The organism is Micromonospora sagamiensis, from assembly GCF_014680085.1.
GTDB classification, from domain to species: domain Bacteria; phylum Actinomycetota; class Actinomycetes; order Mycobacteriales; family Micromonosporaceae; genus Micromonospora; species Micromonospora inyonensis.
In genome coordinates this window covers 4,657,995-4,676,051 of record NZ_AP023438.1, presented here as the reverse complement: position 1 = coordinate 4,676,051, position 18,057 = coordinate 4,657,995, and the positions used below count along the sequence as shown (strand labels likewise).

At 70.7% G+C, this 18,057-nt stretch carries 15 protein-coding genes and 2 pseudogenes; 9 read left to right on the top strand and 8 right to left on the bottom strand.

The window, feature by feature from the left end:
• The first annotated feature begins 178 nt into the window (after positions 1-178).
• The 3 genes from IGA62_RS20585 to IGA62_RS20575 all read left to right on the top strand — a co-directional run bounded on the left by IGA62_RS20585 (position 179) and on the right by IGA62_RS20575 (position 4,505).
• Complete coding sequence (locus IGA62_RS20585) at positions 179-1,387, top strand: DUF349 domain-containing protein (protein ID WP_145819263.1); 1,209 nt, start codon at positions 179-181, stop codon at positions 1,385-1,387.
• A gap of 210 nt (positions 1,388-1,597) precedes the next feature.
• Positions 1,598-3,199, top strand: coding sequence for a cellulase family glycosylhydrolase (locus tag IGA62_RS20580; protein WP_145819264.1), 1,602 nt, complete (start codon positions 1,598-1,600; stop codon positions 3,197-3,199).
• A 307-nt stretch (positions 3,200-3,506) separates the two neighbouring features.
• Positions 3,507-4,505, top strand: a complete 999-nt coding sequence (locus tag IGA62_RS20575) for a pectate lyase family protein (RefSeq protein ID WP_145819265.1) — start codon at positions 3,507-3,509, stop codon at positions 4,503-4,505.
• Positions 4,506-4,557: 52 nt separating this feature from the next.
• Here IGA62_RS20575 and miaB read toward each other — a convergent pair whose 3' ends face one another.
• Positions 4,558-6,144 (bottom strand): tRNA (N6-isopentenyl adenosine(37)-C2)-methylthiotransferase MiaB, encoded by a 1,587-nt coding sequence (gene miaB / locus IGA62_RS20570; protein WP_145819266.1) that lies wholly within the window; start codon positions 6,142-6,144, stop codon positions 4,558-4,560.
• A 53-nt stretch (positions 6,145-6,197) separates the two neighbouring features.
• Here miaB and IGA62_RS20565 point away from each other — a divergent pair, with 53 nt between their 5' ends.
• Positions 6,198-6,470 (top strand): DUF2277 family protein, encoded by a 273-nt coding sequence (locus tag IGA62_RS20565; protein ID WP_145819267.1) that lies wholly within the window; start codon positions 6,198-6,200, stop codon positions 6,468-6,470.
• A 61-nt stretch (positions 6,471-6,531) separates the two neighbouring features.
• Here IGA62_RS20565 and IGA62_RS20560 read toward each other — a convergent pair whose 3' ends face one another.
• Positions 6,532-7,011 (bottom strand): hypothetical protein, encoded by a 480-nt coding sequence (locus IGA62_RS20560; protein ID WP_091463175.1) that lies wholly within the window; start codon positions 7,009-7,011, stop codon positions 6,532-6,534.
• A gap of 213 nt (positions 7,012-7,224) precedes the next feature.
• Positions 7,225-8,211, bottom strand: coding sequence for a selenide, water dikinase SelD (gene selD / locus IGA62_RS20555; RefSeq protein ID WP_145819268.1), 987 nt, complete (start codon positions 8,209-8,211; stop codon positions 7,225-7,227).
• Positions 8,212-8,485: 274 nt separating this feature from the next.
• Here selD and IGA62_RS20550 point away from each other — a divergent pair, with 274 nt between their 5' ends.
• From IGA62_RS20550 to IGA62_RS20530, 5 genes are all read left to right on the top strand, one after another.
• Positions 8,486-9,232 (top strand): amino acid ABC transporter ATP-binding protein, encoded by a 747-nt coding sequence (locus tag IGA62_RS20550; RefSeq protein WP_145819269.1) that lies wholly within the window; start codon positions 8,486-8,488, stop codon positions 9,230-9,232.
• A gap of 56 nt (positions 9,233-9,288) precedes the next feature.
• Positions 9,289-10,224 carry a glutamate ABC transporter substrate-binding protein gene (locus tag IGA62_RS20545; RefSeq protein WP_145819270.1) on the top strand — a complete coding sequence of 312 codons (936 nt, stop codon included), beginning with the start codon at positions 9,289-9,291 and terminating at the stop codon, positions 10,222-10,224.
• 77 nt (positions 10,225-10,301) lie between these two features.
• Positions 10,302-10,958: an amino acid ABC transporter permease gene (locus tag IGA62_RS20540; protein ID WP_091463179.1), complete on the top strand. Its 657-nt coding sequence runs from the start codon at positions 10,302-10,304 to the stop codon at positions 10,956-10,958.
• Positions 10,955-11,821, top strand: coding sequence for an amino acid ABC transporter permease (locus tag IGA62_RS20535; protein ID WP_145819271.1), 867 nt, complete (start codon positions 10,955-10,957; stop codon positions 11,819-11,821). The genes IGA62_RS20540 and IGA62_RS20535 overlap by 4 nt, the downstream gene beginning before the upstream one ends.
• A gap of 337 nt (positions 11,822-12,158) precedes the next feature.
• Positions 12,159-12,476, top strand: coding sequence for a hypothetical protein (locus tag IGA62_RS20530; protein ID WP_145819272.1), 318 nt, complete (start codon positions 12,159-12,161; stop codon positions 12,474-12,476).
• Between the two features lie 246 nt (positions 12,477-12,722).
• Here the strand turns inward: IGA62_RS20530 and rny are convergent, their stop codons facing one another.
• The 5 genes and pseudogenes from rny to recA form a co-directional block, all read right to left on the bottom strand.
• Positions 12,723-14,489: a ribonuclease Y gene (gene rny, locus IGA62_RS20525; RefSeq protein WP_145819273.1), complete on the bottom strand. Its 1,767-nt coding sequence runs from the start codon at positions 14,487-14,489 to the stop codon at positions 12,723-12,725.
• A 625-nt stretch (positions 14,490-15,114) separates the two neighbouring features.
• Entirely contained in the window at positions 15,115-15,852 is a 738-nt protein-coding gene (locus IGA62_RS20520; protein ID WP_145819274.1) for a regulatory protein RecX, read from the bottom strand.
• Positions 15,853-15,860: 8 nt separating this feature from the next.
• Entirely contained in the window at positions 15,861-16,361 is a 501-nt protein-coding gene (locus IGA62_RS30620) for a hypothetical protein (protein ID WP_377464265.1), read from the bottom strand.
• Positions 16,362-16,538: 177 nt separating this feature from the next.
• Positions 16,539-17,105: pseudogene (locus IGA62_RS30615) on the bottom strand (LAGLIDADG endonuclease); the annotation flags it as partial.
• Positions 17,106-17,147: 42 nt separating this feature from the next.
• Positions 17,148-17,999 (bottom strand): annotated as a pseudogene (recA, locus tag IGA62_RS30610) (recombinase RecA); the annotation flags it as partial.
• Positions 18,000-18,057: the final 58 nt, after the last annotated feature.

The window sequence follows — 18,057 nt, the reverse complement described above, 5'->3', positions numbered from 1 at the left end:
ACAAGCCGACCGTCGAAAGACGACGGTCCGGGGTAGGACACCGTATGGTCACGGTCGGCGATAGGCGCTCGACGCGGACCCGGTGGGACCTGTGACAATGCCGGGGGAGAAACTTGCTGCGCCGTGGCGGCGATCACGGGACTGTCCCCGTCGACGCCGGGAGAACGAGGATGGGCACATGAGCGACTGGACTGCCTTCGGACGGGTGGACGCGGACGGCACCGTGTACGTCAAGACCGCCGACGGCGAGCGAGTGGTCGGATCCTGGCAGGCCGGAGCACCGGAGGAGGGGTTGGCCCACTTCGCCCGCCGCTTCGCCGACCTGGTGACCGAGGTCGACCTGGCCGAGGCCCGACTCAACTCGGGTGCGGCCGACGCCAGCGGGTCACTGACCACGATCCGCCGGCTCCGGGACTCGCTGGCCGAGGCGCACGTCGTCGGGGACATCGACGCGCTCGCCGCCCGACTGGACAAGCTCGCCGCGCTCGCGGAGGAGAAGGCCGGCGAGGCGCGGGCGGCCCGCGACGCGGCGCGGGTCGAGGCCGTGGCCCGCAAGACCGCCCTGGTGGAGGAGGCCGAGAAGCTCGCCGCCGAGTCCACCGGCTGGAAGACCGCGGGCGACCGGCTCAAGGAGATCCTCGACGAGTGGAAGACCATCCGCGGGATCGACAAGAAGACCGACGGTGAGCTGTGGAAGCGGTTCGCCGCTGCCCGGGACGGGTTCACCCGGCGCCGGGGCGCGCACTTCGCCACCCTCGACGCGCAGCGCAAGCAGGCGCAGTCCGCCAAGGAGCAGCTGGTCGCCGAGGCCGAGTCGGTGAAGGAGTCGACCGACTGGGCGGCCACCGCCAACCGGCTCAAGGACCTGATGGCCGAGTGGAAGGCCGCGCCGCGCGCCTCCAAGGAGGCCGAGCAGAAGCTCTGGGAACGGTTCCGGGCGGCGCAGGACGCGTTCTTCACCCGCCGGAGCGAGGTCTTCTCCGCGCGGGACAACGAGCAGCGCGCCAACCTGGAGCGCAAGCAGGCCCTGCTGGCCGAGGCCGAGGCGCTGAACGTCGACGGCGACCCGCGCGGTGCCCAGGCGAAACTGCGTGACATCCAGGCGCAGTGGCACGAGGCCGGACGGGTCCCCCGGGACGCGGCGGCCGGCCTGGAGCGGCGGCTGCGGGCGGTGGACGACCGGGTCCGCGAGGCGATGGACTCCGCGTGGCGGCGTACCGCGCCGCAGGACAACCCCCTGTTGGCCCAGATGCGCGCGCAGGTCGCCGAGGCCGAGGAGCGGCTGACCCGCGCCCAGGCCGCCGGGGACGCCAAGCGGATCCGGGAGGCCGAGCAGGCGCTCGCGTCCAAGCGGCAGTTCCTCCAGCTGGCCGAGCAGGCCGGCTGACCAACGGTCGACAGCCCCCTCGTGCCCCGGTTCCGGCGGCACGAGGGGGCTTCGTCGTTGCGCGCCTGCCGGGACGGACCGTTCCCGCCGTTGACGGGCGCGATCGACGGCGACCAGAATGAGCGCGGAGCCAGGGCACCCGCCACGCACGCGTGGCCATCTTCCGCACCGCAGGTCCGGGCACGGATTCCTCGGAATGGAGCTCTGGCAATGTCCCGTACCCTCCGTCGCGGCACGCTCGGCGGCGTTCTCGCCGCCGTGGTGACCGCGACCGTCGGCGTGCTCGTCGCCGCCGCCCCCACCCCCGCACCGGCCGTCGCCGCGAATGCCGGCACCGGCACCGGCTACCTGCACACCGACGGCAACCGGATCGTCGACAGCACCGGCACCACGGTCCGGATCACCGGCATCAACTGGTTCGGCATGGAGACCGACAACAAGACCTTCCACGGTCTCTGGTCGACCAACCCGTGGCGCAACCAGATCGACACCATGGCCCGCCTCGGCTACAACACCCTGCGGGTGCCGTACTCCAACGACGCGCTGAAGCCGGGCGCGACGGCCAGCGGCATCAACGACTTCGTCAACCCGGACCTGGTCGGTCTCTCCCCGTTGCAGATCCTCGACCGGGTGATCGACTACGCCGGCGGCAAGGGGATGCGGATCATCCTGGACCGCCACCGGCCGAGCGCGGGCGGGCAGTCGGCGCTCTGGTACACCCCGACGGTCTCCGAGCAGACCTGGATCGACGACTGGAAGACGCTCGCCCGCCGGTACGCCGGCAACACCACCGTCATCGGGGCGGACCTGCACAACGAGCCGCACGCCGAGGGCACCAACCCGAACGCCACCGGCGCCTGCTGGGGTTGCGGCGACCCGGCCCGGGACTGGCGACTGGCCGCCGAGCGGGCCGGCAACGCGATCCTCGGCGTCCAGCCGAACTGGCTGATCTTCGTGGAGGGGGTGAGCTGCCCGAGCGGCGGCCTCTCCAACGTCTGGGACGGCGACCCGAGCAACGACGAGGACTGCGGCTGGTGGGGTGGCAACCTGTCGAAGGCCGGTGCGTTCCCGGTCCGGCTGAGCGTGCCGAACCGGCTGGTCTACTCACCGCACGAGTACGCCACGTCGGTCTACGAGCAGGCCTGGTTCGACGCGCCGGACTTCCCGGCGAACCTGCCCGGGATCTGGGACCGGTACTGGGGTTACCTGTACAAGCAGAACATCGCGCCGATCATGATGGGCGAGTTCGGCAGCACCCTCGCCGATCCCCGGGACAAGGTCTGGCTGGAGCGCCTGATGGCCTACACGGGCACCGGGGTGAACGGGATGTCCTTCACCTACTGGTCGTGGAACCCGAACTCCGGGGACACCGGCGGGATCGCCCTGGACGACTGGACCACCATCAACACCACCAAGCAGGCCATCCTCCAGCCGTACCTGATCGCCCCGGTCGGCGGCGGCCCCTCCCCCACGCCGACCGGCGGGCCGTCGTCCCCGGCTCCGGGTGGTGGCTGCACGGTCGCCTACCGGACGACCAACACCTGGCAGGGCGGGTTCCAGGGTGAGGTGACCGTGACCAACACCGGTGGCGCGGCGGTCAACCCGTGGCGGGTCACCTGGTCCTGGCCGACCGGGGTGACCCTGGCCAGCGGATGGAACGCCACGGTGACCCAGAGCGGCGGCACGGTGACCGCGGCGGCGCCGACCTGGACGCCGTCGCTGGGCGCGGGCGCCTCGGTGACGATCGGCTTCACCGCGAACGGCCCGACCAGCACGCCGGGCGCGGTGACGCTCAACGGCACCGCCTGCTGACCCCCACCGGTGGCCGGCACCGGTCGAGGTGCCGGCCACCGGCGCGCGTCGGTGCCGACCGACGCGGGGATCGAAGTCGACGGGTGATCGACTTGTGACGCGGTGTTTACATCGACGGGCGGTTGTGCTTGTATCAGGAAAGCGCTTACCTGACCGGTCGAAGCGTAGTGCGGGAGCTGACACAGCACGTTCGGCACGGCAAGGACAACCGTCCCCCGGTCACCGGCCGACCCCGACGCCGCCTTGGGCACGGCGTCCCCACGGTCCGCCGGCCGGGTGTCCACCGCTCCACTGAAGGGAAGCAACCATGCTCGCAGGACGGCGTCGCCTGACGCTGCTCGCCACCACCGCCGGCGCCACCGCGGCGCTGGTCACCGCCGGGATGCTCACCTCCGTCACCGCCCAGGCCAGCCCCACCGCCGGCCCGGATTCCGCACCGCAGGCCACCTCGACCGCCCTGGTCGGCTGGGCGACCCAGAACGGCGGCACCACCGGCGGCGGGAGCGCCCCGACGACCACGGTCACCAGCGCCTCGGCGCTGACCAGCGCCCTCGGCTCCAGCAGCGCCGCGGTGATCCGGGTCTCCGGCACGATCTCCTGCTCCGGAATGCTGCGGGTCCGGTCGAACAAGACCATCCTCGGCAACTCCGGCGCGACCATCTCGGGGTGCGGTTTCAACATCAGCGGTGACCGCAACGTCATCATCCGGAACCTGACCTTCCGGGGCTGGAACGACGACGCGATCAACGTCCAGGAGTCGGCCACGAACATCTGGGTCGACCACAACACCTTCACCGGCGGCTACGACGGCGCGGTCGACATCAAGCGCGGGTCGGACTTCATCACCGTGTCGTGGAACCGGGTCTACAACCACGACAAGTCGATGCTGCTCGGGCACAGCGACGACAACGCCAGCCAGGACCGGGGTCACCTGCGGGTGACCTACCACCACAACTGGTTCGACGCCAGCACGCAGCGCCACCCCCGGGTGCGCTTCGGCAACCCGGTGCACGTCTACAACAACTACTACTACAACAACAGCGGCTACGGCGTGGCGTCCACCGAGGGCGCCGGCGTGCTCGTCGAGGGCAACTACTTCGAGAACGTCGACGACCCGTACCACCTCGGTGAGGGCGACTCCGGGCCGGGCACCCTGGTCGCCCGGAACAACCACTTCGTCAACTCGGGCAGCGGGCAGGCCGGCGGCAGCGTCGCCAGCATCCCGTACGGCTACACGCTGGACACGCCGAGCAGCGTCAAGTCGATCGTCACCGCCGGCGCGGGTGCCGGCCGGATCTCGGTCTGACCCGTTCGGCGTACCGGTCGGGGCCCGTCGTTCGCGGCGGGCCCCGACCCGGTCAGTGCGCGGCGCAGCCGGAGGTGGGCGCGGGCGACGCGGCCGGCGCGCCGACCGTGGGCAGCCCGAGCAGCACCCCGGGGGTACGCGGTGCGAGCCCCGCCTCGAACGCGTCCCCGGCCCGGGTACGCCGGTGCGCCACCGGTGCGCCGTCGGCGTTGAGGTGGTGCGGGGCGGCATAGGTGATCGTGGTGTGCACGATGTCGCCGGGGCGGATCCGACCGGCCGGGCTGCCGGCGTCGCCGGCCGCTCCGGTCCCGCCCTGCGAGCCGGTCGGCTCGGGTGCACCGGTCGCGAAGTGCACCAGGCGGCCGTCGCGGGCCCGGCCGGACATCCGTCCGGTGCGCTCGTCCTTGCGTCCCTCGCCGACCGCCACCAGCACCTCGACGGTCTCGCCGACCAGCTTCCGGTTCTCCGCCCAGGTGATCTCCTCGACGCAGGCGATCAACCGTTCGTAGCGCTCCTGCACGACCTCCTTGGGCAGCTGTCCGTCCATGGTGGCGGCCGGGGTGCCGGGGCGCTTGGAGTACTGGAAGGTGAACGCCGAGGCGAACCGGGACTCGCGGACCACGTCGAGGGTGCGCTGGAAGTCCGCCTCGGTCTCGCCGGGGAAGCCCACGATGATGTCGGTGGTGATCGCCGCGTCCGGCATCGCCGCGCGGACCTTGGAGATGATGCCGAGGTAGCGCTCGGCCCGGTACGACCGACGCATCGCCCTCAGCACGTCGTCCGAACCGGACTGCAACGGCATGTGCAGCGAGTGGCAGACGTTCGGGGTCTCGGCCATCGCCGCGATCACGTCGTCGGTGAAGTCCTTCGGGTGCGGGCTGGTGAACCGGACCCGCTCCAGCCCGTCCACGTCGCCGCAGGCGCGCAGCAGCTCGGCGAAAGCCGACCGGCCACCACCGCGTTTCCCGTTCGGCTCGCCAGCGTCGCCGAACGCCACCCCGTAGGAGTTGACGTTCTGCCCGAGCAGGGTCACCTCCAGCACGCCGGAGTCGACCAGGGTGCGGACCTCGGCGAGGATGTCGCCGGGGCGGCGGTCCTTCTCCCGGCCCCGCAGCGAGGGCACGATGCAGAACGTGCAGGTGTTGTTGCAGCCGACCGAGATCGAGACCCAGCCGGCATAGGTCGACTCGCGCCGGGTGGGCAACGTCGAGGGGAAGACGTCCAGGGACTCCAGGATCTCCACCTCGGCGGCGGCGTTGTGCCGGGCCCGTTCCAGCAGCACCGGCAGGGAGCCGATGTTGTGCGTACCGAAGACCACGTCCACCCAGGGGGCACGGCGGACGATGTCGCTGCGGTCCTTCTGGGCCAGGCAGCCGCCGACCGCGATCTGCATCCCGGGGTTCCGACTCTTGACCGGACGCAGGTGACCCAGGTTGCCGTACAGTCGGTTGTCCGCGTTCTCCCGGACCGCGCAGGTGTTGAAGACGACCACGTCGGGGTGGTCGTCGGCCTCCGGGGCGCGCACGTAGCCCGCCTGCTCCAACAGACCGGAGATGCGTTCGGAGTCGTGCACGTTCATCTGGCAGCCGTACGTACGCACCTGGTAGGTGCGCGGGCTGCCCACGGCTGCGGTAGTCATGACGGTGACAGCCTATCCGGGCCGGGTGGACCGGCCGGAACCGAGGAGGAACCATGTGCCGGAGCATCAAGACCCTGCGGGAGCCGTACGTCCCGGCGGTCACCGACGCGGACGTGCACGCCGCGGCGTTGCAGTACATCCGGAAGATCTCCGGGTTCCGCGCCCCCGCCGCGCACAACGCCGCCGCGTTCGAAGCGGCGGTGACCGCCGTCGCCGCCGCCACCCAGACGTTGCTCGACCAGCTCGTGGTCCGGGGCACCACCCGTCCCGGACCACCCCCCGCTGCCGCTGACGGCTCCGAGCAGACCGCCGACCTTCCCGGGTAGCCCGACGCCGTCGACCGCCCGGCTCGCCGGGCGCGACCGACCGCTCGGGGCGGGGCGACGCTCAGGCCGCCGCGAGCGCGGGCACCACCGAGTCGGGGGCCCACCGCGAGCGGTGACACTGGGACCAGCCCCGACAGCCGGGGTGGGCCAGGGTGCACAGCCGCTGGTCGGTGAGTTCCTCGCCGTCGTCGGTCTCCCGGACCTCGAAGTGCACCGGACGGATCGTCCCGTCCGGGGTGACCAGCAGGTGCCGTCCCGCGTCGAGGGTGTCGTCGCGGAGCACGCAGGGGCGGTCCAGCAGGCGGGCGAGCGCCGCCACGCTGGTGTGCTCGCCGAGCCCCTCGGGCACCCCGTAGCAGTCCACGACGGTGGCGAACTCCCCCGGCGCCTGCCACACGTCGCAGATCACCGCGTGCACCGGGAGCCGACCGGGGTCGGCCGCGGCGAGCGGCATCACCACCCGACCGAGCGCCTCCGCCAACGCCGGGTAGACCTCCACCGGTCGTACCCGGTCAATTCTCCAGCTCCACAGCTCGGTCATGCCGCCTCCTCGCTGTGCTCGTTCCCCAGGGGCCTCCGGATCGGGCCTTACTGACGATGGTGGAGGTGATTTGGTCGGAGGCGGGGGCAAGTTACCGGTCTGTGACCATTCCGGGCAGAATTTCCCTGCCCTCGCTCCCGGGACCTGACGGAAACCCGACACTTCATCAGGTATGGTGCCCTCCGGTCCGCAGCGAAGACCCCGGGTCCGGCGTCAGCGGACGACCACCATCCGCTCCCCCCTCGACAGCAGTTCGCCGATCACCGTGGCACCGGGCAGCTCGCCGGCGACCAGCAGGCCACCGGAGGTCTGGGCGTCGGCCAGCAGCAGCCGGTCGTCCTCGCCGACCCGGCCGAAGTCCGTCCACGGGGAGACCCACTCCAGGTTGCGGCGACTACCGCCGCTGACGTACCCGTCCCGCACCGCCTCCCGCGCCCCCGACAGGTACGGCACCCGGGCGGCGTCCAGCGCCACGGTCAGCCCGCTGGCCCGGGCCAGCTTGCTGGCGTGACCGAGCAGCCCGAACCCGGTCACGTCGGTGCCGCAGCGCACCCCCGCCGCGACCGCGGCCCGGGCGGCGTCCCGGTTCAGGGTGGTCATCGTCGCCACCGCCTCGGGGAAGCTCTCCCCGATCGCCTTGTGCCGGGTGTTGAGCACCCCGACACCGAGTGGCTTGGTCAACGACAGCGGCAGCCCGGCCTGACCGGCGTCCAGGGTGATCAGCTCTTCGGGACGGACCACCCCGGTCACCGCGAGGCCGTACTTGGGACCGTCGTCGTCGACGCTGTGCCCGCCGGCGAGGTGGCAGCCGGCCGCCCGGGCCACGTCCTGCCCGCCGCGCAGCACCTCGCGGGCCAACTCCAGCGGCAGCACCTCCCGGGGCCAGCAGAGCAGGTTGAGCGCGAGCAGCGGGGTGCCACCCATGGCGTAGACGTCGGAGAGGGCGTTGGTGGCGGCGATCCGACCCCAGTCGTACGCGTCGTCGACCACCGGGGTGAAGAAGTCGGCGGTGCTGACCAGACCGGTCCGCTCGTCGAGGCGGACGACGGCCGCGTCGTCACCGTGGTCCAGCCCGACCAGTAGTTCGGTGGTGCCGCCGGAGGGCCCGAGCCCGGCCACCATCTGCTCCAGCTCGCCGGGCGGAATCTTGCACGCACAGCCACCCCCGCGGGCGTACCGGGTCAACCGGACCGGTTCCATGACTGCCTCACCTTCACTCGGCCGGACCGGTGGCACCGGTCCGGCATCCGACCCCGGCGCTCCTACACTGCTGGTCGGACGCCGTCCACCCGCCGCGCGGCCTGCCGCCGGGCGCAGAGGTGCCGGATCTCGAACACTCCGCGACGATAGCCGCCGGTGTTACCGCTCCGTGACCCGCTGAGTTGCGCTCCGCCACGCCGGCCCGCCTAGAGTGGCCCCACCGGAGGTCGTCCGACCTCCGCGCCCAGGCGACGACGAGGGACGGTGGACGACGGTGACGACGGGCGAACCGCTCATCGTGCTCGATTCGGTCAACAAGTGGTTCGGTCCGCTGCACGTGCTGAACGACGTCTCACTCTCGGTCGGTCGGGGCGAGGTGGTCGTGGTGATCGGCCCGTCCGGCTCGGGCAAGTCGACGCTGTGTCGCGCGATCAACCGGCTTGAGCCGATCACCTCCGGCACGATCACGTTCGACGGGCAGCCCCTGCCCGCCGAGGGCAAGGCGCTGGCGAAGCTGCGCAGCGAGGTCGGCATGGTCTTCCAGTCGTTCAACCTCTTCGCGCACAAGTCGATCATCCAGAACGTCATGCTCGGCCCGGTCAAGGTCCGCAAGGAGAAGCCGGCGGTCGTCCGGGAACGGGCGATGGCGCTGCTCGACCGGGTCGGCATCGCCAACCAGGCGGACAAGTTCCCCGCCCAGCTCTCCGGCGGCCAGCAGCAGCGCGCCGCGATCGCCCGCGCCCTGGCCATGCAGCCCAAGGCGATGCTCTTCGACGAGCCCACCAGCGCGCTGGACCCGGAGATGGTCGGCGAGGTGCTGGAGGTGATGACCTCGCTGGCCCGCGACGGCATGACGATGGTCGTGGTCACCCACGAGATGGGCTTCGCCCGGCACGCGGCCAACCGGGTCATCTTCATGGCCGACGGTCAACTCGTCGAGGACGCTCCCCCGAGCGAGTTCTTCGCCAACCCGCGCAGCGAGCGGGCCCGGGACTTCCTCTCCAAGATCCTCACGCACTAGGCGTCCGTCCGGAGCGCGCCGTTCCCCGGCAAGCTCAGTCGAAGAAGGAGAAGATCATGCGGTTCAAGCGCGTGGCGGCGGCAGCCATGATGGCGTCGCTCGCCCTCTCGGTCGCGGCGTGCGGCAAGGAGGGGGACCCGACCCCGAGCGGGGACGGCAACGCCCCCGGCGGCGCCAAGTCCGACACCTGCCAGAGCTCGGGGGTGAACTTCACGCCGAAGACCGACGCCGCGATCACCGGCAGCCCCGCCTTCGACAAGATCAAGAGCGCCGGCAAGGTCGTCATCGGCGTCAAGTTCGACCAGCCCAACCTCGGTTACAAGGACGCCCAGGGCAACCGGTGCGGCTTCGACATCGAGATCGCCCAGTACGTGGCCAGCACCCTCGGCATCGACAAGTCGAAGATCGAGTACAAGGAGATCGCGTCCGCCAACCGGGAGACCGCGATCAAGGGTGGTGAGGTCGACTACTACGTCGGCACCTACTCGATCACCGACAAGCGCAAGAACGACATCTCGTTCGCCGGCCCGTACTTCGTCGCCGGCCAGGACCTGCTGGTCCGCAAGGACGAGACCGCGATCACCGGCAAGGAGACCCTCAAGGGCAAGAAGGTCTGCTCGGCGACCGGGTCCACCCCGATCCAGCGGGTCCGGGACGAGGGGCTGACCGAGCCGGAGAACATCGTCGAGTTCAAGACCTACTCGGAGTGCGTCTCGCAGCTGCTCGACAAGAAGGTCGACGCCGTCACCACCGACGACGCCATCCTCAAGGGCTACGCGGCGCAGAGCTCGGCCGAGCTCAAGGTCGTCGGCAAGCCGTTCAGCACCGAGAAGTACGGTATCGGCCTGCCCAAGGACGACAAGGCCCTGCGCGACTACGTCAACGACCAGATCCAGGCCGCGTTCACCGACGGCACCTGGCAGAAGATCTACGACGGCACGCTGGGCAAGTCCGGCTCGCCGGCCACCCCGCCGGCCCTCGAGCGGTACTGACCGACCGGTTCCATACGTGACGCGGCGGCGGGCGGACCTTCCGCCCGCCGCCCGTCCGAGGACTGAGAGCGAGAGGCATGGGCGAGTTCTTCCGCGTCCTGACGGACAACGCGGCCCTGTTCCGCGACGGTTTCACCACCACCGTCCAACTGTTCCTGATCGCCGGCGTGGGCAGCCTCGTCCTCGGCATGGTGCTCGGCGCGATGCGGGTCTCCCCGGTCCCGGCACTTCGGGCCTTCGGCGCCACGTACGTCAACCTGGTCCGGAACACCCCGTTGACCCTGGTCTTCGCGTTCCTCGTCTTCGCGGTGCCGAAGCTGGACGTCAACATCGACTACTTCGAGAGCGCGGTCACCGCGCTGACCGTCTACACCGCGGCCTTCGTCTGCGAGGTGGTCCGCTCCGGTGTGAACACCGTCGCCCCCGGCCAGGCCGAGGCGGCCCGGGCGCTGGGCATGACCTTCGGCCAGGTGCTGACGCTGATCGTGATGCCGCAGGCACTGCGGGCGATGGTGCCGCCGATGATGAGCGTCTTCATCGCCATGTTGAAGAACACCACCATCGCCGCCGGCTTCTCGGTGCTGGAGGCGGGTGCCATCCCGGCGTACATGGCCGAGCGCGGTGAGCCGCAGTTCGCCGTACTGCTCTGGATCACCATCGGCTTCCTGATCCTGATCCTGCCGCTGGTGGCCCTGCAACGATTCCTCGAGCGCAAGTGGGCGGTGGCGCGATGACGTCGGTGCTCTACGACCTGCCGGGGCCGAAGGCCCGTCGGCGCAACATGATCCTCAGCGTCGTCTCGACCGTCGGCATCGTCGCCCTCGTCGCGTTCGTGGTCTGGAAGTTCAACGCGACCGGCCAGTTCGAGGCGCGCAAGTGGGAGCAGTTCCAGTACGCCTCGGTGCAGCGGGAGCTGCTCGCCGGGCTCTGGGCCACCCTCAAGGCGGCCGGCATGGCGGCCGTACTGGCGCTGCTCTTCGGCGCGGTCTTCGCCAGCGCCCGGCTCAGCGACAAGTGGTTCCTGCGCTCCCCCGCCACGTTCGTGGTGGAGCTGTTCCGGGCCATCCCGCTGCTGATCCTGATCTTCTTCGGCTACTACGTGTCGTTGCAGTACGGCTGGCCGATCGACAAGCTGTGGGCACTGGTCATCGGTCTGATGCTCTACAACGGCTCGGTGCTGGCGGAGATCTTCCGGGCCGGCATCAACGCCGTGCCGTACGGCCAGACCGAGGGCGCGTACGCGATCGGCATGCGCAAGAACCAGGTGCTGCGGCTGATCCTGCTGCCGCAGGCGTTCCGGTCGATGCTGCCGGCGATCGTCAGCCAGCTCGTGGTGCTGCTCAAGGACACCGCACTCGGGTTCATCATCACGTACCCGGAGCTGCTCTTCGTGGGTAAGCAGATCGGCGGACGACTGCCGTTCGGCCTGCCCTACGTGCCGACGTACCTCCTCGTCGCCGCGATCTACATCAGCATCTGCGGCCTGCTCTCGCTCTTCGCCTGGTGGTTGCAGCGCCGGTTGGGTCGGATGCCCCGGACCGCCGCCAAGGTGATGCCGGCCCAGGACACCGGAGCGGACGCCGCCCGGATGGTCTGAACCGGAGGACGAACACCGCCGAGGGGCGGACGGCTGAGCCGTCCGCCCCTCGGCGGTATTCGCCATCTGCCCGTCCCCGTAGCCACGTCAGCCTGGTGAATCTCTCGTTCCGCCCCCGGCTCGCCGGCCTCACCGAGTCACCCCAGGTACCACGAGTAATTTACGTGCGCCCAGTTATGTCACGAACACGACAAGTAGCTAGGCCGACCGCCCACCCGGCCAACATCATGAGGTGGTCGACAGCGAAGATCGTCAATGTATCGCGTGCCTTGGCGTCCTTCGGCGGATATCCACCACCACACGACCACGCGACGGAACCGCAGAAACGGGGACAGCAATGAACCGCACCAGGAAACTCGGCATCTCGGCGGCAGCGGCACTCACCATGGCCACCGGTATGGCTCTGCTGGCATCGGCCACCCCGGCCCAGGCCGCGCCCAGCTGCCAGACCGGCGGGCAGATCGGCCAGGACGGCGGCTCGGGCTGGGTGAGTTGCACGGGCGTGACCAGCGCCCGGGTGCAGATCCGCTGCCAGGACAGCGGTGGGAGCCAGGGCATCGTGTCCGGCAACTGGGTCGGCCCCGGTTCGATCTCCAGCGCGCGTTGCCAGGCTGGCACGTGGCTCGTGAGCGTCACCTACCAGTACCAGCTCTGACGGGTACGGTGAGCCGGCGATCCAACCGGCAGGCTGACCGACGCGCAGCGGGCGGGCTGGGCGAGGCTCCCTCGCCGGTGCCGTCGGCCCACCTCTCCTGACGCGGTTGATCCGACACCCGACAGAGGGTCGGCCGGACGCCGGAATGGGGCAACCGAGCCATCGGTTGCCCCATTCGCGCCTGTTCCGGGCATGCGCCTGTCCCACCTCGACGCCGGCCGGCCCACCGTCCCTCGACGTGTCCGCTCAGCGGGCGATCTCGGTGACCCGGGACTCGCGGACCACGGTGACCCGGATCTGCCCCGGGTAGGTCAGTTCCTCCTCGATCTGCTTGGCCACGTCCCGGGCCAGCACCGCCGCACCGATGTCGTCCACGTCGTCCGGCTTGACCATCACCCGGATCTCCCGACCGGCCTGCATCGCGAAGACCTTCTCCACCCCGAGCTTGCCGGCGGCGATCTCCTCGATCCGCTCCAGCCGCTTGACGTACGCCTCCAGGCTCTCCCGCCGGGCCCCGGGACGGCCGCCCGAGCAGGCGTCCGACGCCTGGGTCAGCACCGCCTCGATGGTCTGCGGGGGCACCTCGTTGTGGTGCGCCTCGATGGCGTGGACGACGTCCTCGCTCTCGCCGTACTTACGGGCCAGATCCGCACCGATGAGCGCGTGGCTGCCCTCCACCTCGTGGGTGAGCGCCTTGCCGATGTCGTGCAGGAAGGCGCACCGCTTGATGGTCGGCACGTCCAGCCGCAGCTCGGCGGCCATGATCCCGGCGATGTGCGCGGTCTCCACCAGGTGCTTGAGCACGTTCTGCCCGTACGACGTCCGATAGCGCAGCCGGCCGAGGAGGGTGGCCAGTTCCGGGTGGATGTCGGTGATGCCCACCTCGACCAGGGCGTCCTCGGCGGCCCGCTGACAGAGTTCGTCCACCTCCTGCCGGGCCAGGTCGTGCACCTCCTCGATCCGGTGCGGATGGATCCGCCCGTCCAGGACCAGCTTCTCCAGGGTGAGCCGGCCGACCTCCCGGCGTACCGGGTCGAAGCAGGAGAGCAGCACCGCCTCGGGGGTGTCGTCGATGATCAGGTTGACCCCGGTGACCGACTCGAACGCACGGATGTTGCGGCCCTCCCGGCCGATGATCCGCCCCTTCATCTCGTCACCGGGCAGGTGCAGGACGCTGACCACGCTCTCCGCGGTCTGCTCGCTGGCGACACGCTGGATCGCGTCCACCACGATGTGCCGGGCCCGCTGTTCGGCGGTGCTGCGGGCGTCCGCCTCGATGTCCCGGACCAGCAGCGCGGCCTCCCGTTTGGCCTGCGTCTCGATCGCCTCGATGAGTTCCGCGCGGGCCGCCTCGACGGTGAGTCCGGCGATCCGCTCCAGTTCCCGGCGCCGCTGCTCCTCCGCCTCGACGAGGGCCTGCTCCCGTTCGACCAGCGCCGCCTCCCGGGCCGCGAGGGCGGCACTGGCGGCAGTGAGCTGCCGTTCCCGCTCGGCCAGCCGCTCCGCCTCCTCGGTGTGCAGCCGCTCCCGCTCGTCCATCCGGGCCGCCCGGCGCTCCACCTCGGCGGCCTGCTCGCGGGTGGTGGAGGCGAGTACGGCCACCTCCCGCTCGCCGCTGCGCCGGGCCGCTGCCCGCAGCTGTTCGGCGTCCGCCTCGGCCTGCTTGTGGGCCCGCTCCAGGACGGTGTCCGCCTCCAGCCGGGCCGCCTCCAGCACCCGGCGTGCCTCGTCCCGGGCGGCGTTCGCCTCGGCCTTGGCCGCCGCGGCCTCGGCCCGCGCAGCCGCCGCCGCCGACTTCGCCACGTCGGCGGTCGAGTGCGCCTCGTCGGCGGCGGTGCGCAGCGCCGCCAGTGACTGCTCCTGGCGGTCCTTCTCGGCGACGAAGGCCGGATCCTCGGGCGCCGGTGCCGCGCCGACCCGGCGCAGGGTCCGGGCACCGAGGACGACCGCGCCGACCACCACGAGGGTCAGGGCCACGACCGCCCCGAGGAGGACGACGTCGACGGCGCTCATGCCGGCACCCCGTGGGGACCACCGCTGATCCTCTGCCGCCCCGTCATGGCCGCCTCCCCTGGAACCGTCAGCGCCGCAGCGGTGACGTGCCGGTGAGCACGTGACCCTGCGGCTGTTAGACGCCCGACCGGAGCGACTGGCCATGGGTAGGTCTCCGTCGACGGTGACCCCCTTTGGTCATCGCCGACGGCCGGGTGCAGTTGTCTCGCCGGTGTCGCACCGGGTGGTCCGACACCGCCGTGCGGCCAGACGAGCTGGCCGAACTGATGCTGTTCTGTTACACGATCTATGTTGTGCGCTTAGCCTGCGCTGGTCGGGCAATGTGAGCCTGTAAGGCGAGGCTAGGTGTCGGGGGCCCCTCCGGTCAAGGACTCATGATCAAAATATGCCAACGCAGGGCAGTCGGACGGTCACGCCACGCTCACAGCTAATCGGACGGGCTTTGACAAAGCGGGCAGTTGTCCCCGGCAGAGCACCCCGGGGCGACTACCCAGGGTGCCGGGCGCATGACCGGCCCATCAGACTTCCCTCGACCGTCCCGTCGCCGCGCCCCGATCCGCCACCTGGAGATGACAACCACGGTGACGGGACGGGGAAAGCGTTGTCCCGCCCATGTACTTCATGATCACATAGACGGGAGGTCGGGGTCGAGGTCCGGGGTGAGGGCGTCGGGGTCGATCTGGTCGGCGAACTCGGCGGCCTCCGCGCTCCGCGCGGCCAGGGCGTCCTTGACCGCCCGGATCGCCAGGCCGGGCGGGTAGCCCTTGCGGGCGAGCATCCCGACCAGCCGTCGGAAGATCGCGTCGGGCTCGCCCCGGGCGGACCGGAGCTTGCGGTCCACCAGGGCACGGGCCGTCTCCGCCTCGGTGGCCTCGTCCAGCTCGCCGAGCGCCGCGCCGGCGACCTCACCGTCCACCCCGCGTTGGCGCAGTTCGTTGGCGAGCGCCCGCCGGGCCAGCCCTCGTCCGGCGTGCCGGCTGGACACCCAGGCCCGGGCGAACGCGGCGTCGTCGATGATGCCGACCTCGTCGTAACGGTCGAGCACCTCGGCGGCGACCTCCGACGAGATACCCCGGCGGGTCAGCGCGCCGGCCAGTTCCGCCCGGGTACGCGGCCGCACCGCGAGCTGCCGGAGGCAGATCTCGCGGGCCACCTCCGCCTCGTCGCGAGGCTCGGCGCGGGACGGCTCGCCGGTCGAGTCGTCCGGGGACCCGGTCGGCCGGACGCCCTCGTCGAACGGGTCGGCGGTCGCGCCCGGCCCGGAACGGCTCGGTCGCCCCCGTCGGGGTCGCGCAGGGGTGTCACCCGTCCGGGGAGGGGTGGCGTCCCAACCCCGCCCCGAACGGGCCCGTCGTCCCGCCACGCGGCCGGTCAGAAGTCGACCGGCGGCAACTCGGGACCGCCAGCCGCGTCGCTCGCCCCGGCACCCACGCCGAGCTTCTCCAGGATCTTCTTCTCGATCTCGGCGGCCACGTCCGGGTTCTCCCGGAGGAACTCGCGGGCCTTCTCCTTGCCCTGGCCGAGCTGGTCACCGTCGTAGGTGTACCAGGCGCCGGACTTGCGGATGATCGACTGCTCGACACCGACGTCGATCAGCGAGCCCTCGCGGGAGATGCCCTTGCCGTACATGATGTCGAACTCGGCCTGCTTGAACGGGGCCGCGACCTTGTTCTTCACGACCTTGACCCGGGTGCGGTTGCCGACCACGTCGGTGCCGTCCTTCAGGCTCTCGATCCGGCGGACGTCCAGCCGGACCGACGCGTAGAACTTCAGCGCCCGACCACCCGTGGTGGTCTCGGGGCTGTTGTGCACCATGACGCCGTCGACGAAGTAGTTGTGGTTGCCCTCCACCTCGATGTCGAACCGGTTCATCGAGCGGGTCTTCGGCTTGACGTGGATGTCGATGACCCGCGCCGGAACCGGCATCAGCTCAGCCGGGACGAACTGCGGCTCGACCACGCACCGACCGCGGAACCTCGGCAGCAGCTTCGCCTCCATGGCGGCCGGCACGTACGGGGCCACCAGCTCCTGGAACACCGCCGAGGCAGCGGTGGTGAACTGGACGTACGACATCTGCCGAGCACCCCGGACACCCAACGTCACGTCGAGTCCGTACGCGTCGCGCAGGTGCTCAACCAGCCGTGCACGGCTGCCCTCCGCCATTGCCTCGACGCAGATCTCGATACGGCCGGAGCCGCCCTCGGTGCGCTCCTGCACCCCCTTGGAACGGAGGGAGAAGCAGCCGTCGTCCATGTACCACACGGCAAGGGCGAGCGGAGTCAGCGCCTTGAGATAGTCCCAGCTGAGGTGTTTCTTCCCATCACCGAGGTAGACGGCGCGACGCAGCTCGTCCAACTCGGGCAACGGGGTGAAGTCCGCGAAGACCGCACCCCGGGAGTCGGTCCGGCGGGAGTGGGCGAGATTGCCCAGCAGGGAGACCTTCCAGTCGAGGTAAGCGGCCTGCTCGGCACCGTGACCGAGCCGAAACCGGACGCCGGAACGGTCACGCCGGTTCGGGGAGAGGGAACCGTCCCCCATCAGGGAACCGAGCACAACCTGCCACTGCTGTTCGCTGAGCTGGCGTGACTCGGCGAGCATGACGCGATCACCCGCGATCAGCTCGCCCGCCTCCCGCCACCCCCCGGGCGTCCGGATCAGGTGGTTCGCCGTGGCGGCGAACTGCGCGCGACCGTTGCCTCCCGACTTGGCGACGGTGAACTGGAGGAACTCCTCCGCCGGGCCGTTGTTGAACCAGTTGGTGATCCGCTTCGGCTCCACCCGGTCGGTCTCCGGGTTGTAGGAGAGAACCTCGACGTCCATCCGCTGGTTGACGATCTTGCCGATCTTCTCCTGCGTGCCGTCCGCCAGGGTGACCCTGGTCGAGTACGACATACAGCCGAACATGACGCCGATCTTCTCGCGGAGCTGGTTGATGAAGATCGCCGTGGTGCCGGTGTTGTTGAGCACACCGGTGATCTTCCGCAGGGCCTGGCTCATCAGCCGGGCCTGGAGACCGACGTGGCTGTCGCCCATCTCGCCCTCGATCTCGGCGCGCGGCACCAGGGCGGCGACCGAGTCGATCACGATGATGTCGAGCGCACCGGAGCGGACCAGCATGTCGGCGATCTCGAGGGCCTGCTCACCGGTGTCGGGCTGGGAGACCAGCAGCGCGTCGGTGTCGACCCCGAGGGCCTTGGCGTACTCCGGGTCGAGCGCGTGCTCGGCGTCGACGAAGGCGGCGATGCCGCCGGCCCGCTGGGCGTTGGCGACCGCGTGCAGGGCGACCGTGGTCTTACCGCTGGACTCGGGACCGTAGATCTCGACGACCCGGCCCCGGGGCAGACCGCCCACGCCGAGCGCCACGTCGAGCGCGATCGAGCCGGTGGGGATGATCGCGGTCTGGACGACCGGCCGCTCCCCCAGCCGCATCACCGAACCCTTGCCGAACTGCTTGTCGATCTGCGCGAGAGCAAGGTCGAGTGCCTTCTCCCGGTCGGGCGTTGCCGCCATGGTTACCCCTGCCTTCGCCGGCGTCTTTCCTGAGCTTCTCGTCACGCGGACACGCTAG

Excerpts from the sequence above, each read along its gene's own strand:
- IGA62_RS20530 (WP_145819272.1), top strand. The coding sequence starts at position 12,159 with ATGAACCGCACCAGGAAACTCGGCATCTCGGCGGCAGCGGCACTCACC.
- IGA62_RS20560 (WP_091463175.1), bottom strand. The coding sequence starts at position 7,011 with ATGACCGAGCTGTGGAGCTGGAGAATTGACCGGGTACGACCGGTGGAG.
- IGA62_RS20545 (WP_145819270.1), top strand. The coding sequence starts at position 9,289 with ATGCGGTTCAAGCGCGTGGCGGCGGCAGCCATGATGGCGTCGCTCGCC.
- miaB (WP_145819266.1), bottom strand. The coding sequence starts at position 6,144 with ATGACTACCGCAGCCGTGGGCAGCCCGCGCACCTACCAGGTGCGTACG.
- IGA62_RS20565 (WP_145819267.1), top strand. The coding sequence starts at position 6,198 with ATGTGCCGGAGCATCAAGACCCTGCGGGAGCCGTACGTCCCGGCGGTC.
- IGA62_RS20540 (WP_091463179.1), top strand. The coding sequence starts at position 10,302 with ATGGGCGAGTTCTTCCGCGTCCTGACGGACAACGCGGCCCTGTTCCGC.
- IGA62_RS20535 (WP_145819271.1), top strand. The coding sequence starts at position 10,955 with ATGACGTCGGTGCTCTACGACCTGCCGGGGCCGAAGGCCCGTCGGCGC.
- IGA62_RS30620 (WP_377464265.1), bottom strand. The coding sequence starts at position 16,361 with ATGAACCGGTTCGACATCGAGGTGGAGGGCAACCACAACTACTTCGTC.
- IGA62_RS20575 (WP_145819265.1), top strand. The coding sequence starts at position 3,507 with ATGCTCGCAGGACGGCGTCGCCTGACGCTGCTCGCCACCACCGCCGGC.
- IGA62_RS20580 (WP_145819264.1), top strand. The coding sequence starts at position 1,598 with ATGTCCCGTACCCTCCGTCGCGGCACGCTCGGCGGCGTTCTCGCCGCC.
- selD (WP_145819268.1), bottom strand. The coding sequence starts at position 8,211 with ATGGAACCGGTCCGGTTGACCCGGTACGCCCGCGGGGGTGGCTGTGCG.
- IGA62_RS20585 (WP_145819263.1), top strand. The coding sequence starts at position 179 with ATGAGCGACTGGACTGCCTTCGGACGGGTGGACGCGGACGGCACCGTG.
- rny (WP_145819273.1), bottom strand. The coding sequence starts at position 14,489 with ATGAGCGCCGTCGACGTCGTCCTCCTCGGGGCGGTCGTGGCCCTGACC.